Annotated in this window: 10 protein-coding genes and 1 pseudogene; 4 read left to right on the forward strand and 7 right to left on the reverse strand. The window is 59.5% G+C overall.

Annotation, left to right across the window (positions count from 1 at the left end):
• Positions 1–508: 508 nt before the first annotated feature.
• The 4 genes from AB4N48_RS22745 to AB4N48_RS22760 all read right to left on the reverse strand — a co-directional run bounded on the left by AB4N48_RS22745 (position 509) and on the right by AB4N48_RS22760 (position 8,430).
• A complete protein-coding gene (locus AB4N48_RS22745) occupies positions 509–2,980 on the reverse strand; it encodes a leucine-rich repeat domain-containing protein (RefSeq protein ID WP_460094350.1) in 2,472 nt (823 codons plus the stop codon).
• A 246-nt stretch (positions 2,981–3,226) separates the two neighbouring features.
• The gene (locus AB4N48_RS22750) at positions 3,227–5,692 is read right to left on the reverse strand and encodes a leucine-rich repeat domain-containing protein (protein WP_460094352.1); all 2,466 of its coding nucleotides are present in this window, start codon (positions 5,690–5,692) and stop codon (positions 3,227–3,229) included.
• Between the two features lie 119 nt (positions 5,693–5,811).
• Complete coding sequence (locus AB4N48_RS22755) at positions 5,812–7,803, reverse strand: leucine-rich repeat domain-containing protein (RefSeq protein ID WP_460094353.1); 1,992 nt, start codon at positions 7,801–7,803, stop codon at positions 5,812–5,814.
• Between the two features lie 186 nt (positions 7,804–7,989).
• A complete protein-coding gene (locus AB4N48_RS22760; RefSeq protein WP_056787242.1) occupies positions 7,990–8,430 on the reverse strand; it encodes a hypothetical protein in 441 nt (146 codons plus the stop codon).
• Between AB4N48_RS22760 and AB4N48_RS22765 the strand changes: the two genes are divergently transcribed.
• Positions 8,429–8,884, forward strand: a complete 456-nt coding sequence (locus AB4N48_RS22765) for a tRNA (cytidine(34)-2'-O)-methyltransferase (RefSeq protein WP_150637976.1) — start codon at positions 8,429–8,431, stop codon at positions 8,882–8,884. The two genes, AB4N48_RS22760 and AB4N48_RS22765, sit on opposite strands and share 2 nt — an antisense overlap.
• A gap of 95 nt (positions 8,885–8,979) precedes the next feature.
• Here AB4N48_RS22765 and secB read toward each other — a convergent pair whose 3' ends face one another.
• From secB to AB4N48_RS22780, 3 genes are read right to left on the reverse strand one after another with little or no spacing between them, the layout of a single operon-like run.
• Positions 8,980–9,465: a protein-export chaperone SecB gene (secB, locus tag AB4N48_RS22770; RefSeq protein WP_016772114.1), complete on the reverse strand. Its 486-nt coding sequence runs from the start codon at positions 9,463–9,465 to the stop codon at positions 8,980–8,982.
• Between the two features lie 57 nt (positions 9,466–9,522).
• Entirely contained in the window at positions 9,523–9,777 is a 255-nt protein-coding gene (gene grxC / locus AB4N48_RS22775) for a glutaredoxin 3 (RefSeq protein WP_016772115.1), read from the reverse strand.
• Between the two features lies 1 nt (position 9,778).
• Positions 9,779–10,192: a rhodanese-like domain-containing protein gene (locus AB4N48_RS22780; protein WP_016772116.1), complete on the reverse strand. Its 414-nt coding sequence runs from the start codon at positions 10,190–10,192 to the stop codon at positions 9,779–9,781.
• A 153-nt stretch (positions 10,193–10,345) separates the two neighbouring features.
• Here AB4N48_RS22780 and gpmI point away from each other — a divergent pair, with 153 nt between their 5' ends.
• From gpmI to AB4N48_RS22795, 3 genes and pseudogenes are all read left to right on the forward strand, one after another.
• Entirely contained in the window at positions 10,346–11,875 is a 1,530-nt protein-coding gene (gene gpmI / locus AB4N48_RS22785; RefSeq protein ID WP_256808494.1) for a 2,3-bisphosphoglycerate-independent phosphoglycerate mutase, read from the forward strand.
• A gap of 254 nt (positions 11,876–12,129) precedes the next feature.
• Positions 12,130–13,414 (forward strand): annotated as a pseudogene (locus AB4N48_RS22790) (murein hydrolase activator EnvC family protein).
• A 31-nt stretch (positions 13,415–13,445) separates the two neighbouring features.
• A complete protein-coding gene (locus AB4N48_RS22795; RefSeq protein ID WP_039756590.1) occupies positions 13,446–14,765 on the forward strand; it encodes a S41 family peptidase in 1,320 nt (439 codons plus the stop codon).

Consider the following 14,765-nt stretch of genomic DNA (forward strand, 5'->3'; position numbering starts at 1 on the left):
CGGTATCTCAGGTCGGCGTAACTGACCGGGCAACTCGGTCAGTCCCCTCTCCCTTGGGAGAGGGTCAGGGTGAGGGCCACCGTGCACCGCATCAATGCACGATGACCCGTGATCGCGCAGAGCCCGATTCTCATCGCCCAGTTCCGCAGTGCCGAAAAACCCAGACTTGAAATAAGCGAAAGCCCCGTATTCCGGGGCTTTCGCGTTTTCGAAGCATTTCTTGTTACAGCAAATCAAAACCTGGCACGCCGCCTGCAATATCTATCTCAGGTGATTCGATTCACCACCCGTTTCGGGGACCTTGGTACAGGCAGGCCGGGGATTCCCCTCTTTACACCGGGCTCACAGCGCAAAGCAGCGAGCCCACCGTTTTGGGATCCTTGGTACAGGCAGGCCGGGGGTTCCCTCTTTACACCGGGCTGACGCTGCAAGCGAAGCCCATGCTTTTGGGAACCCTGATACAGGCAGGTCAGGGATTCCCGCTTTTACACCGCAATGCGTCCCGCCCTTATTCGAACCTGGGGCGCTCGGGCACATGATGTGGGGGCTGGTTTTGCCATGTCGGGTCAAACCTCCTTACTTCCTCCTCCAGCCTGTCCAGCATTTTCCCCGGGCTGGGTTCAGTAGACGCAATGTTCAGCAAACTTTCTTGCTCACCTACGCTGGCCTTTTGGAAGCTTTCAATAAACGACCAGAACCGGCGCTGCAAAAGCAGACGCTCAACCTGAAATTCCGGCGTACGCACCAGATTTCTGAGTTGTTTGATCATTGCGGGGTTCGCTTGAAGGACAAATGAATCCCACAGGGCAGACTTTTCAGCGCGTTGCGTTTGGGGGACATGGTGCAGCCATGGACTGTCCGCCAAATCAGCCTCGATTCTCCCAAGCCACAGATCGGTTCCCGTCTGCCGACGTGCAGCTATCAATCGTCGAAGAGAAGCGGGGTCGGCAATCGGACTGCCAGTCAGGTCAAACCCTTTTCTCAGCTCAATGGTTTCGGGAATGGCTCTGATCGCGGTATAGGCCAGATTCAAACGTGTCCTGGGAATATCGGATGTCACACCATCCGGGAATTCTCTTATACGAGTTCGGTGGAGATCGACTTCCCGCAACGCCGTCATTCCCCGCAGTGAGGGCGCCACAGCCAGCCGACTTTCCGACAAATTCAATATCTCCAGCCGCGACGGACCGTTCTGCAAACCAAGCCCGGGCGGCGGCGAGGTTATGAACGTATTGGCCAGATTCAACTCTCGCAATCCGGACATGCGAGTCACATCAGGTGCTTCTGTCAAATCGGGATTATGGTACAGGTCAAGCACCTCCAACCGTGACGCCACGGGCCATTGATCCAGCCCGACAGGGGGACGACTCAAACCACAGGAACGTGCGCGCAAGACCCGCAACTCGCTCATGCCACGCACTGAAAAAAGCGGCCAGATACTGCAGTGCGTCAGGCTCAACTCCCGCAAACGGGTCAATCGCGTGAAATGCTCAAGGCCGTCCGACGGGAGCCATAGTCTGGCTTCCTGCATCGTCAGGACTTTCAACGCCGGGAGTTTATCGATTTCGGCCAACAGTTCATGACACTTGCCATTGAATCTGCGGATTTCGAGGGTTTCAATGTGGGAAAGCATCGAGAACAATTTTCCCAGACTTTTCGAAGGACTTCCTTCCAGGCCTAGAGATACGACGGATCTGAGCGGAACGGAACAACCCGGTAGCGCCAGATTGCGCCGACTTCCCAGGTCGAGCTCCAGCTTGAAACCGACCAGCCGCCCGTCGCGGTAGACTTTTTCCGAATGCTCTCCCTGCCATTTGAACAACCGACGCACGTTGGCCCCTATTGCCAGTCGGCGCCTGCGTTCGGCAATGTCCAGGCCTTTGTAACCCGTCTCCCAGGCAGTGATCTCACGGTTCAATCGAGGAAACTCCAGCTCAAGCCGCTTGAGTTCGACTTCTGCGACACCCGCTTCCCCATACCTTGCGATGAAATCATCGGCATGTTGATCCGTCGCATCAGTAAAATAGCGTCTGACCAGTGCCCGTGTGGTCGCAACCAGAACCAGCGGCTGTCCCCCAGAGGGGCCTGCGCCGGTGAGCCAGGGGCGGTGAAAGTTGAACGGGTTGGCAGGTGCTTGAGCAGCGCCATCCATCCCGCCGCGCAAACCTGTGAGGATGCAAACCCAGGTGTTCTGCTCGCTGCGGGTGATCGCCAGGGTTTCACCGCCCAGGCTGGCGCGGTAAATGTTCACGCTGTCGGCAGCGACGGGATCGTTGGGTTTGACCAGGCGCCAAACCCTGTATTCCGGGCGGGAGGCATCCAGATCCTGCATCACCTGATACGCCTGCTCATGGATGACCACATAGAGTTTGCCATCGTGACGTATCACGCCGTCGCTGCCCGATTGTGCGCCACTGACATCCAGCCCGGCATGAAAGCCATCCAGGCTTTGGGCGGTCAGGGGGTTGGTGCGGGTGCTGAAGTCGCTGTGCGGATGCCAGATGCCGCTTTCGCTATCGCGCAACATCCATGGGCCGCAAGGGTACAACTCGCCTGGATGTCGAGCGCGATACCATCCCGTATCCGGATCAGCTGCGACGAGAACGAGGCCGCTGCCAGGGACGTCAACATAACGGCGATTTTTGTACAACCTGAAGCCTTCGCCATCAGCGTCAGGCAATTCGGTGGTTGATGTTATCCGGTAAGTCTCCAGCGACCGGTGTATCACAGGAGAGATGGCAGCAACCTCCGGTGCCGGGCGAACCTCGACCACCGGCGCCGGCAGGATCGTATTCGGGCCTGCGTCGTCGCCAGGTTTGGTGCTAAGCGACTTCAGATCATCGAGACCAGCCCACGGGACCGTGCCATCACGGACGGGCATATCCGCCGCTGTGAAATCCTTGTCCGAGCTTCGCTTCGGGAACGTGTGGACATCCGTATCAACGTGGGTGCTGCCCCCGCGAGGTGGTTTTAGTGGCATGTTTTTCATCCTTGAAAAGTCGCCCCGCCATTCATGCTCAGGCGGGGGGGTCGGCATCCTGCCGGTTAGCTGGGAAGACCAACGATAGCCTGCGTAAACGTTGACGCGCAGCGGAAAAACAGACGGCTCCGGTGGGAAATGACGCTAGCAAATGTGGGAATGGCAGGGCAGGCCGAACGTCATCAGCCTGCGCTTTTGTGCAGGGGTGATGATGCCGGCATCGTGCCGCCTGCGGTTTGCACCCCCCTATGCAAGCCGCGGCCGCTTGGGCAAATGATGCGGGGGCTGGTGCTGCCAGGTTGAGTCGAACTTCGTCATTTCCTCTTCAAGCCTTTCCAGCATTTTTCCGGGACTGGACTCCGTTATCGCGATGTCCCGCAAAGCGTCTTGCTCACCAAGACTCGCCTTTTGGAAATGTTCCAGAAACGCCCAGACCCGACGCTGCAGAAGCGGCCGCTCAACCTGAAACTCAGGCGTGCGGACCAGCTCTCTGATTTTGCCCATCATGGCAACATTCGTCTGATCGATTAACGAGTCCCAGAGGGAAATCCGGGCGGCGCGTTGCGCCTGTGGAACATTGTGCATCCAGTGGTCTATGACCAGATGGCTCGAAGCTCGTCCCAACCAGATGTCCGTTCCTGTTTGCCGACGTGCAGCAATCAATCGCCGAAAGTAGACAGGATCGGAAATCAACGTGCCGGTAAGGTTGAAACCCTCCCTGAGTTCAACAGCTTCGGGGATTGATTCGATCCGGGTATAACTCAGATCCAGACGTGCTCGGGGAACCTCGGAGTTCACGCCGTCCGGGAAAGTTTTTATCGCGGTATGGCTCAGGTCAACGTCCAGCAACGCCGACATTGCGCTGAGCGACGGCACCGCGGCGAGTGGGGTGCTGGATAAATTCAAGACCTGGAGTTGCGAAGGACCGCTCTGCATGCCAAGCCCGGGTGGCGGCGCGGATATGCGGGTATGGGACAGATCCAATACTCGCAATTCGGACATCTGGGTCACATCAGGCGGATGTCGCAGTTCGGGATTGTGGTACAGATCAAGCACCTGCAACCGTGACGCCACGGCCACCTCATCCAATCCGAAAGGCAGACGGAGCAAGCCACAGGAACGTGCGCGCAATACCCGTAACCCGGTCATCCCTCGCACTGAAAGATCGGGCCAGATACCACAGTTGATCAGGCTCAACTCTTCCAGCCCGGTCAATGTGGCGAAGTGGTCGAGGCCTGTCGACGACAGCAACAGACTGCTTTCACGAATTTCCAGGACTCTCAACTGTGGGAGCTTGTCGAGTTGGGCAAGCAATTTCTGGCCGTCGATTCTGCGTGTTTGCAAGGTGTCCATGCGCGGGAACATCGACAACAGATCTCCCAGATTCCTAGAGGTGCGTCCCTCCAGGCCAAGAGACACAACAGATCCGAGTCGAGTCGAAAAAACCGGAAGGGCGAAATTCCCCCGCGCGCCCAAATCCAGTTTCAACCTGAAGCCGATCAGCCGGCCATCCCGGTAGACTTTTTCCGAACTGTCGCCCTGCCACTTGAACAATCGACGCACGCTGGCACCTATTGCCAGTCGCCGAATGCGCTCGGCACTGCTGTCACCCCTGTAGGCAGTCTCCCACGCAGTGACCTCACGGTTGAGTTGAGGAAACTCAAGCTGTAGCCGTTTTAGCTCCACCTCAGCCGCACCTGCCTCAGTAAATCGGGCAATGAAATCATCGGCATGCTGATCGGTGGAGTCGGCGAAATAGCGTTTTACCTGCGCCCGCGTGGTCGCGTCTGCGACCACCGCTTGCCCCCGTGAAGGGCCGGAGTCAGTGAGCCAGGGGCGATGAAAGTTGAACGGATTGGCACCTGCAGCCTCATTGCGCTGCATGCCCCCGCGTAAACCAGGAAGGATGGAAACCCAGGTATTGCGCTCGTTCCGGGTAATGGCCAGCGTCTCACCACCGAGGCTGGCGCGATAAATGTTTGCGCTGTCGGTGGCGCCGGGATGACTGGGATCAACCAGACGCCAGACCTTGTATTCCGGGCGAGACGCAGCAAGATCCTGCAAAACCTGATACGCCTGTTGATCAATGACCACGTAGAGCTTGCCAGCGTGACGTACCACGCCGTCGCTGCCGGGGGCGACGCCGCTGAGATCCAGCCCGCTGCGAAATCCCTGCAAACCCGCAGCGGTCAGAGGATCGGTGCGTGCGTTGAAGTCGTTGTGCGGATGCCAGAGGCCGCTGCGGCTATCCCGCAACATCCATGGACCGGTGGGCAGCAACTCGCTGGGGAGTCGCGCGCGATAAAATCCGCTGTCCGGATCCACCCCTACCAGAACGATGCCGCCGCCAGACACATCCACATACTGACGTTTTTTGTACAGCCTGAAGCCGTCACCGTCAGCTGCCGGCAGTCCGGCCGGTGATCGCATTGCGTAACTGTCCAGCGACCTGGCGATGACGGGAGGACTTGGATTGGTGTGCGGCGCAGGGCGAACCTCGACCATCGGCGTCGGCAAGGTCCTGTCCGCGCCGACAACATCGCCCGGCAAGCTGCCCCGCAGCTTCTGATCATCGCCACGAACCCAGGGGGCGGTGCCATTGAGATCGGGAGTGCGCACCAGTGCGAAATCCTTGTCCAGACGTCGGGTCATGGCCGGGTGAACATCCGTGTCCACGCGGGTGCTGCCACTGCGGGGTGGTTTTACTGGCATGTTTTCATCCTTGAAAGTCGTCCCTGGCATTTATCCCAGAGACGATGGGGGGGTGGCATTGCTGTTACAGACGGGCCGAGGTTTGCCGCTTTTGCATCGGCACTGCGTACTCCTGCGAGTTACTCGAACCTGGGACGCTTGGGCAAAGGGTGCAGCGGCTGACTCTGTCGCCCTCCGTCATAGTTGCGGATTTCATTCTCCAGCCTGTCCAGCATTCTCCCGGGACTCGTTTCCGTATAAAGAATGGCGTCGAGCCTGGCCCGCTCGTTGACTTCGGCGCTGTCATACATTTCCAGAAACCACCACACGCGCCGCTGCAGAAGCGGGCGCTCCACGTGAAACTCGGGCGTTCGACTCAGTCGACGAAGAATGCCGGTCACTGCCAGTGGCATTGCGGCGTTATGCCTGTCCCACAGCGCTTGTTTTTCCGCTATCTGTTCCTGTGGCACATTGCGTAGCCAGAGATCGGCAGTTACATCGCTGCTTTCCTGCCCAAGCCAGATATCGGTGCCTGTCTCTACACGTGCTCGTATCAACCGCCGTAAAGAGGCCGGGTCCATTATCGGATTGCCGATGAGATTGAAGCCCGCTCTGAGCTCCACGGATTCGGGGATCGACCTGATGTGATTGTCCGCAAGATTCAGTTCTCTTGCGGGAATCCTGTCGGTAATGCCCTCGGGAAATCTTTGCAATCGTGTATTGGAAAGATCCAGCTCCTGCAGTGCGGTCATGTGTTCGAGTGAGGGGCTGATCGAAAGCGGATTGCCCCCCAGTCTCAACACTTCCAGCGTCGACGCCACGTCGATGGCCTCAAGTCCGGAAGGCAGCAGGTGTATTCCGGTGCGGCTCAGATCCAGCACCCGCAGTTCAGTCATCCCTCTGATATCAGCTGCCACTTGCAAAAAGGTGACTTGCTCCTGATGCCGCATCTGCATGTCCAGGCTGTTCACCGGGGCCTCGAAGGTGTTGCAAAGCCATAGCTCGTTTAGCCTGGCAAGGCCTCGTACGGAAAAGTCAGACGTCAATTCACAGTCCTGCAGGTGCAGCCTTTGCAAACGCGGGAATCTTTTCAATTGCTCGGCAAAGCGCGAATCCAGCCTGAATTTCGAATAAGCCCGTTCGATCACGTTCCATCCTTGAAACCGCCCTTCCACTTCGATTGCCTGACTGGTAATGGTCAGACTTTCAAGATTGGGAAACTGTGCGCAAAACACGTCCGGGTCCAGCCGGCCACGGCCTCTTAAAGTCAGAGAAACCACTGAGCTGAATTTCAAGGAAAGCGGTTTTTGAACTGGCCATATCGTCAGATCGATTTCCAGCTTGAAGCCCACATGCCGCCCGTCACGGTAGACGCGCTGTTCGGGCTGACCTTGCCATCGGTACAACTGGCGAAACGTCGCCCATATATTCCGCGCCTCATGTAACTCCTTGTCCGATGAAATGCGACCTCGACTGATCGGCAGGTCAAAACGCGTCGAGTCCAATTGCGCCAGCCCAAGCTGAATATGCTTGAGCTCAAGCTCTGCCACGTCCTTGTCATCGAACCGGGCGATGAAGGCATCCGCGTCCTCGTCGGTCGTGTCGGGCAGGTACTTGCGGATCTGCTCCCGGGTAGTTGGTTCCACGACTTCACGCGCATACCAAAGTCCGCTGTGCACATCGCGCAGCATCACCGGGCCGGATGGGAGCAACTCGCTTGGCCGCCGGGCTCGATACAGACCCGTCGCAGGATCCACTGCGACAGGCACCAGGTCGCCGTTGACCAAGTCTGCGTAGGTTCGCCGACTGATCACCCGCAAACCCTCACTGTTGACCTGTGGAAGTATCGCTCGGGCGTTGGTGACGTAATTGTCCAGCGAAGGCTGGGTAGCGGGAGGGCGAATACCTTCTGCGAGTGCGCGCACCACAACGGCCGCGGCAGGGGGTATGGCACCCAGGGTCGCATCACTGGATGATTCGGCGCGCGGCAGCAAATGGTGCTGAGCAAAATTCACATCGACGCCTATGCGACCCGGGTGGCCGTGGAGCGAAATGTCGGCGTCCGCAGCCCGATGCAGGCTGCCCGGAACGTCCACGTGGGTACCGCCACCGCGAGGGGGTTTTACTGGCATGTTTTCATCCTTGAAAAAGACGCCCCATGCTGTCGAGCAAGGGGACAACGGGTTTCGGCATCCTGCCGTTTGAAGGGGCAAACGATAGCGTGGACGAGCATCGGACGGAGATGGGAAAGGGAGACGGCCGCAGTGGGAAACGACCTCAAACAGTGTCGGAGCGCGCCCAGTGATGAGGACTTGCCCCTAGGGCTCGCTCAAGCGGATCTCCAGCCGCCAACGATCATCGACCTCGCTGCCAACCCAGTCGCCCTGCAACGGGCGCGCTGCCAGCACCGTCAGCAATAACCCTCCATCGCTTTTGCGCGTGCGCCAGTTGACGTCCTTGCCGTTGAGCCTGAGCTGGCCCTTCTGCGGTCGACCTTCGGCCTGAAACAGCAGCGCGACGGTGCCATCGATAATCTCGCCGTGCAGTTTCGGCTCGTTGTTGAACCACACCACCAGGCCACCATCGGTGACCTCGACACGCTCCAGCACGCTTGGATCGGGCGTGGTCAGACGGCCGATCATCAAGCCGATCATCAAGCCGACAATCGCCAGCGAGCCGATGACTCGCGGGAATAGTTTCGAACGGTTGTCCACAGGCGGCGTAGAATGCCGCTCATCTTTACCTTCGGAGCCGTGCATGTTTCACGTCATCCTTTTTCAACCAGAAATTCCGCCGAACACCGGTAACGTTATCAGGCTGTGCGCCAACAGTGGCTGCCACCTGCATTTGATCGAACCACTGGGTTTCGAGATGGACGACAAGCGCCTGCGCCGTGCCGGTCTCGACTACCACGAATATGCCACGTTGCAGCGTCACGCTGACCTGGCCAGCTGTCTGGAAAGTCTGGGTAACCCGCGCGTGTTCGCTTTCACCACCAAGGGTTCGCGGCCGTTCCATGATGCCGCGTTCGTGCCCGGCGACGCGTTTCTGTTCGGCCCGGAAAGCCGTGGCCTGCCGGCGGACGTGCTCGACTCCCTGCCCGCCGAACAGCGCCTGCGCCTGCCGATGCGCGAAGGCTGCCGCAGCCTGAACCTGTCCAACACCGTGGCGGTCGCCGTATACGAAGCGTGGCGGCAGAACGACTTCAAATAGTTTTCGCCTGACCAAAACAATCGCGGGCAAGCCCGCTCCCACAGGAATGTGCAAACCTGTGGGACCGGGCTTGCCCGCGATGCGTATCCGAGCCTTTATTGAACGGTCGGGGTCTCGCCGCTTTCCTGCATGCGCTGCAGCTCTTGCGCGTACAGGGCGTCGAAGTTCACCGGGGCCAGCATCAGCGCCGGGAACGAACCGCGGGTGACCAGGCTGTCCAGGGTTTCGCGGGCGTACGGGAACAGGATGTTCGGGCAGAATGCACCGAGGGTGTGGCTCATCGAAGCCGCGTCCAGATTCTTGATCAGGAAGATACCGGCCTGTTGCACTTCAGCGATGAAGGCCACTTCTTCGCCGTTTTTCACGGTAACGGAAAGGGTCAGCACCACTTCGTAGAAATCGCCTTCCAGCGCTTTCTGGCGGGTGTTCAGATCCAGACCGACCGCCGGATCCCACTGCTGGCGGAAGATCGCCGGGCTTTTCGGGGCTTCGAAGGACAGGTCGCGTACGTAGATGCGCTGCAAGGAGAATTGCGGTGCGGTTTCTTCTTCGCTGGCTGCAGTGTTCTGTTGGTCAGTCATCTCAGATCCTTATCGATCTTGGGTCTTTTAGGGAGTGCTGTACGTGGGTGCAGCCGTTCAGCCCTTGAGCAGCGCGTCGAGTTTGCCGGCGCGCTCCAGGGCGTATAAATCATCGCAACCGCCGATGTGCTTTGCGCCGATCCAGATCTGCGGCACGGACGTGCGCCCGGCCTTTTTGGTCATTTCGGCACGCAGCTGCGGCTTGCCATCGACCTTGATCTCTTCGAAGGCCACGCCTTTGCTGGCGAGCAGATGCTTGGCGCGCGAGCAGTAAGGGCAGTAATCGCTGGAATAGACGATGACTTCACTCATGTCATTTCACCAGCGGCAGGTTGTCGCCTTTCCAGCTGGAAATCCCGCCGGACAGCTTGGCGGCGGTGAAGCCGGACTTCATCAGCTCGCGGGCGTGGGTGCCGGCGGTCTGACCGAGGGCGTCGACCAGAATGATGGTCTTGGCCTTGTGTTTTTCCAGCTCCCCGACGCGGGCGGCCAGTTTGTCTTGCGGGATGTTCACCGCGCCGACGATGTGGCCAGCGGCGTAATCCTTGGCCGGACGGATGTCCACCACCACGCCTGCATCTTTATTGACCAGTGCGGTCAGCTCGCCGGTGCTCAGGCTTTTGCCGCCGCCCTGCATCGTGTGCGCCAGCAACAGAGCCAGAAGTACGACGAAGATACCGACAAGAATGTAGTGGTTAGTGGCAAATTCAATCAGGTGAGCAACCATCGAAGGAGGTTCCAGGGCGTTAAAATGTCGGCCAGTATACACAGCCACTATGGTCGGCCAAACCCCGTCCGGCGGTGACGCGGTCGGAACTTCGCTTTAAACTCCAACTCCGTTTTCCATCGCCCTCTTCTTTATCAGCCACGAGTGGATTCCATGACGACTACGCCCAAACCTTTGGTCCTGATGATTCTCGACGGCTTCGGTCACAGCGACAGCCCCGAATCCAATGCTGTGTTCGCGGCAAAGAAACCCGTGCTGGATCGTCTGTGGGCCACCGTGCCGAACGGCCTGATCTCGGGCAGCGGCATGGACGTCGGTCTGCCGGACGGCCAGATGGGCAACTCCGAAGTCGGCCACATGAACCTCGGCGCCGGGCGCGTGGTGTATCAGGACTTCACCCGTGTGACCAAAGCGATCCGCGACGGCGAATTCTTCGACAATCCGACCATCTGCGCCGCTGTGGATAAAGCCGTGGCCGCCGGCAAAGCCGTGCACTTCATGGGCCTGCTGTCCGATGGCGGCGTGCACAGCCATCAGGATCACCTGATCGCCATGGCCGAGCTGGCCTTCAAGCGCGGCGCCGAAAAAATCTATCTGCACGCCTTCCTCGATGGCCGCGACACGCCGCCGAAAAGCGCCGCTTCGTCGATCGAACTGCTCGACGCGACTTTCCAGGCATTGGGCAAAGGCCGGATCGCCAGCATCATCGGCCGCTATTTCGCCATGGACCGTGACAACCGTTGGGATCGCGTCGCCCAGGCCTATAACCTGATCGTCGACGGCAATGGCGAATTCAACGCCGCCACCGCTCAGGAAGGTCTTGAAGCTGCCTACGCCCGTGGCGAAAGCGACGAATTCGTCAAAGCCACTTCCATCGGTGAGCCGGTCAAAGTCGAAGACGGCGATGCCGTGGTGTTCATGAACTTCCGTGCCGACCGCGCCCGCGAGCTGACCCGGGTGTTCGTCGAAGACGATTTCAAGGAATTCGCGCGCGCCCGTCAGCCGAAACTGGCCGGTTTCGTCATGCTTACCCAGTACGCCGCAAGTATTCCGGCACCGTCGGCCTTCGCCGCCGGCAGCCTGGAAAACGTTCTTGGTGATTACCTGGCAAAAAACGGCAAGACCCAGCTGCGCATCGCTGAAACCGAGAAGTACGCTCACGTGACCTTCTTCTTCTCCGGCGGTCGTGAAGAACCGTTCCCGGGCGAAGAGCGCATCCTGATCCCGTCGCCGAAAGTCGCCACCTACGACTTGCAGCCGGAAATGAGCGCGCCGGAAGTCACCGACCGTATCGTCGACGCCATCGAAAACCAGCGCTACGACGTGATCGTGGTCAACTACGCCAACGGCGACATGGTCGGCCACAGCGGTGTGTTCGATGCAGCGGTCAAAGCGGTCGAGTGCCTCGACACCTGCGTCGGTCGCATCGTTGAAGCGCTGGAAAAAGTCGGCGGCGAAGCGCTGATCACCGCCGACCACGGCAACGTCGAGCAAATGGCTGATGAATCCACCGGTCAGGCGCATACCGCGCACACCACCGAGCCGGTGCCGTTCATCTACGTCGGCAAACGCGACCTGAAAGTGCGCGAAGGCGGCGTGCTGGCGGACGTAGCGCCGACCATGCTGATGCTGCTGGGTCTGGAAAAACCGGCGGAGATGACCGGGACTTCGATTCTGGTCTGAGCCGAATCCGGAAAACACCGCAAAAACCCTGTGGGAGCTGGCTTGCCAGCGATAGCAAGCTGACAGCCAGCATTTATGTTGAATGTGCAGCCGCCATCGCTGGCAAGCCAGCTCCCACAGTGGTTTGTGCTGGTTTCGAAGATTATTTTCAGCTGTATCTCCAGCCAGTTATCACACAGCCCCAATTGGGCGTTTTTTTTGCAGCCTCGGGCGGGCATACTAGGCCGTCCCTTACCCTGGTGCCGCCCGCCCCTATGCTTCGCGTCCTGATCGCCCTTGCTCTGACCTGTCTGCTCCAGCCGGCCTTCGCCGACGAGCGCGCGCAAACCCAACAGCAGTTGGAGGCCACGCGTCAGGATATCGCCGAGCTGAAAAAGCTTCTGGGCAAGCTGCAGGAAGAAAAGTCCGGCGTGCAGAAAGAGCTCAAGGGCACTGAAACCGAGATGGGCAAGCTGCAGAAGCAGGTCGACGCGCTGCAGAAAGAACTGCAGAAAAGCGAATCCGAGCTGCAGCGGCTCGATGCAGAGAAAAAAACTCCAGAGCGCGCGCACTGAACAGCAGCGACTGATCGCCATTCAGGCCCGAGCGGCGTACCAGAACGGCCGCCAGGAATACCTCAAGCTGCTGCTCAACCAGCAGAATCCCGAGAAATTCGCCCGCACCCTCACCTATTACGACTACCTGAGCCAGGCACGCCTGGAGCAGTTGAAGAACTTCAACGAAACCCTGCGCCAACTGGCCAATGTCGAAAAAGACATCGGTCTGCAGCAAGCGCAGTTGCTGGTGCAGAAAAGCGACCTCGACACGCAGCGCGAAGCACTCGAGAAAGTCTGCAAGGAGCGCCAGCAGGTTCTCGCCAGACTCAATGACGACGTCAAGGCCCGCGACCAGAAACTCGCCGCCCGCGAGCAGGATCAGGCAGACCTGTCTAAAGTCCTTAAAACCATTGAAGAAACCCTGGCCCGTCAGGCTCGTGAGGCAGAAGAAGCGCGGCAGAAAGCGCTGATCGCCCAGCAGGAAGCGGAAAAAAAGCGTTTGCGTGAGGCGCAGGCTGAAAACAGCGACGCCCCACGAAAACCCGCCAGATCAAGCCCCGGCGCGCTGGTATCGAGCAGCGGCGAAACGTTTGGCGGGCCTTTTGCTGCAACGCGGGGAAAACTTCCGTGGCCGGTTGATGGTCGATTACTCGCACGCTTCGGTGAAAGCCGTGGCGACGACGCCCGCACCAAGTGGGATGGCGTGATGATCAGCGCCTCCGCCGGCAGCCAGGTGCACGCCGTACACGGCGGGCGCGTGGTGTTCGCCGATTGGCTGCGCGGTGCCGGTTTGCTGGTGATTCTTGATCACGGCAACGGTTTTCTGAGTCTTTACGGCCACAACCAGACGCTGCTCAAGTCGGCGGGTGATGTGGTCAAGGCGGGCGAGTCGATTTCCACTGTCGGTAACAGTGGCGGTCAGGACACGCCAGCGCTGTATTTCGCAATTCGTCAGCAGGGTCACCCGAGTGATCCGGCGCAATGGTGCCGTGCGCAAGGATAAGCGCACCACCTAATTCAGGAGTTCGTTCGACATGCTGCATTTGTCCCGCCTTACCTCGCTGGCCCTGACGATCGCCCTGGTGATCGGCGCGCCTCTGGCGTTCGCCGCGCAACCGGCCCCGACCGTCGCTCCGGCAGGCACTGCCGCGACCGCCAAGGCGCCGTTGCCACTGGAAGAGCTGCGCACATTCGCCGAGGTCATGGACCGGATCAAAGCCGCGTACGTCGAGCCTGTGGACGACAAGACCCTGCTGGAAAACGCGATCAAGGGCATGCTCAGCAACCTCGATCCGCATTCGGCCTACCTTGGCCCGGAAGATTTCACCGAGCTGCAGGAAAGCACCAGCGGTGAATTCGGCGGTCTGGGCATCGAAGTCGGCGCCGAAGACGGCTTCATCAAGGTCGTCTCGCCGATTGATGACACGCCAGCGTCGAAGGCGGGCATCCAGGCTGGCGACTTCATCGTCAAGATCAACGGCCAGCCAACCCGTGGCCAGACCATGACCGAAGCCGTCGACAAGATGCGCGGCAAGATCGGCCAGAAAATCACCCTGACCCTGGTTCGCGATGGCGGCACGCCGTTCGACGTGACCCTGGCCCGTGCAGTGATTCAGGTCAAGAGCGTCAAGGCGCAGCTGCTGGAATCGGGCTACGGCTATATCCGCATCACCCAGTTCCAGGTCAAGACCGGCGAAGAAGTCTCCAAGGCTCTGGCCAAGCTGCGCAAGGACAACGGCAAGAAGCTCAACGGCATCATCCTCGACCTGCGCAACAACCCGGGCGGCGTGCTGCAATCGGCGGTTGAAGTGGTCGACCATTTCATCACCAAGGGCCTGATCGTCTACACCAAGGGCCGCATCGCCAATTCCGAGCTGCGCTTCTCCGCCACCGGCAAGGATGAAAGCGAAGCGGTACCGATGGTCGTGCTGATCAACGGTGGCAGTGCCTCGGCTTCGGAGATCGTCGCCGGCGCCCTGCAGGACCAGAAACGTGCCGTGGTCATGGGCACCACCAGTTTCGGCAAGGGCTCGGTGCAGACCGTGCTGCCGCTGAACAACGACCGCGCGCTGAAGATCACCACCGCGCTGTATTTCACGCCGAACGGCCGCTCGATCCAGGCTCAGGGCATCGTGCCGGACATCGAAGTGCGCCGCGCGAAGATCACCAACGAAGCGGACAGCGAATACTTCAAGGAAGCCGATCTGCAAGGTCACTTGGGCAACGGCAACGGCGGCGCCGACAAACCGAGCGGCTCCGGCGGCAAGGCGAAAGCGATGCCGCAGGATGACGATTACCAGTTGGCCCAGGCCCTGAGCCTGCTCAAAGGCCTGAGCATCACGTCCGGCCGCTGA

Source organism: Pseudomonas sp. S2_C11, assembly GCF_054668395.1.

Excerpts from the sequence above, each read along its gene's own strand:
- AB4N48_RS22745 (WP_460094350.1), bottom strand. The coding sequence starts at position 2,980 with ATGCCACTAAAACCACCTCGCGGGGGCAGCACCCACGTTGATACGGAT.
- AB4N48_RS22750 (WP_460094352.1), bottom strand. The coding sequence starts at position 5,692 with ATGCCAGTAAAACCACCCCGCAGTGGCAGCACCCGCGTGGACACGGAT.
- AB4N48_RS22755 (WP_460094353.1), bottom strand. The coding sequence starts at position 7,803 with ATGCCAGTAAAACCCCCTCGCGGTGGCGGTACCCACGTGGACGTTCCG.
- AB4N48_RS22765 (WP_150637976.1), top strand. The coding sequence starts at position 8,429 with ATGTTTCACGTCATCCTTTTTCAACCAGAAATTCCGCCGAACACCGGT.
- AB4N48_RS22760 (WP_056787242.1), bottom strand. The coding sequence starts at position 8,430 with ATGCACGGCTCCGAAGGTAAAGATGAGCGGCATTCTACGCCGCCTGTG.
- secB (WP_016772114.1), bottom strand. The coding sequence starts at position 9,465 with ATGACTGACCAACAGAACACTGCAGCCAGCGAAGAAGAAACCGCACCG.
- grxC (WP_016772115.1), bottom strand. The coding sequence starts at position 9,777 with ATGAGTGAAGTCATCGTCTATTCCAGCGATTACTGCCCTTACTGCTCG.
- AB4N48_RS22780 (WP_016772116.1), bottom strand. The coding sequence starts at position 10,192 with ATGGTTGCTCACCTGATTGAATTTGCCACTAACCACTACATTCTTGTC.
- gpmI (WP_256808494.1), top strand. The coding sequence starts at position 10,346 with ATGACGACTACGCCCAAACCTTTGGTCCTGATGATTCTCGACGGCTTC.
- AB4N48_RS22795 (WP_039756590.1), top strand. The coding sequence starts at position 13,446 with ATGCTGCATTTGTCCCGCCTTACCTCGCTGGCCCTGACGATCGCCCTG.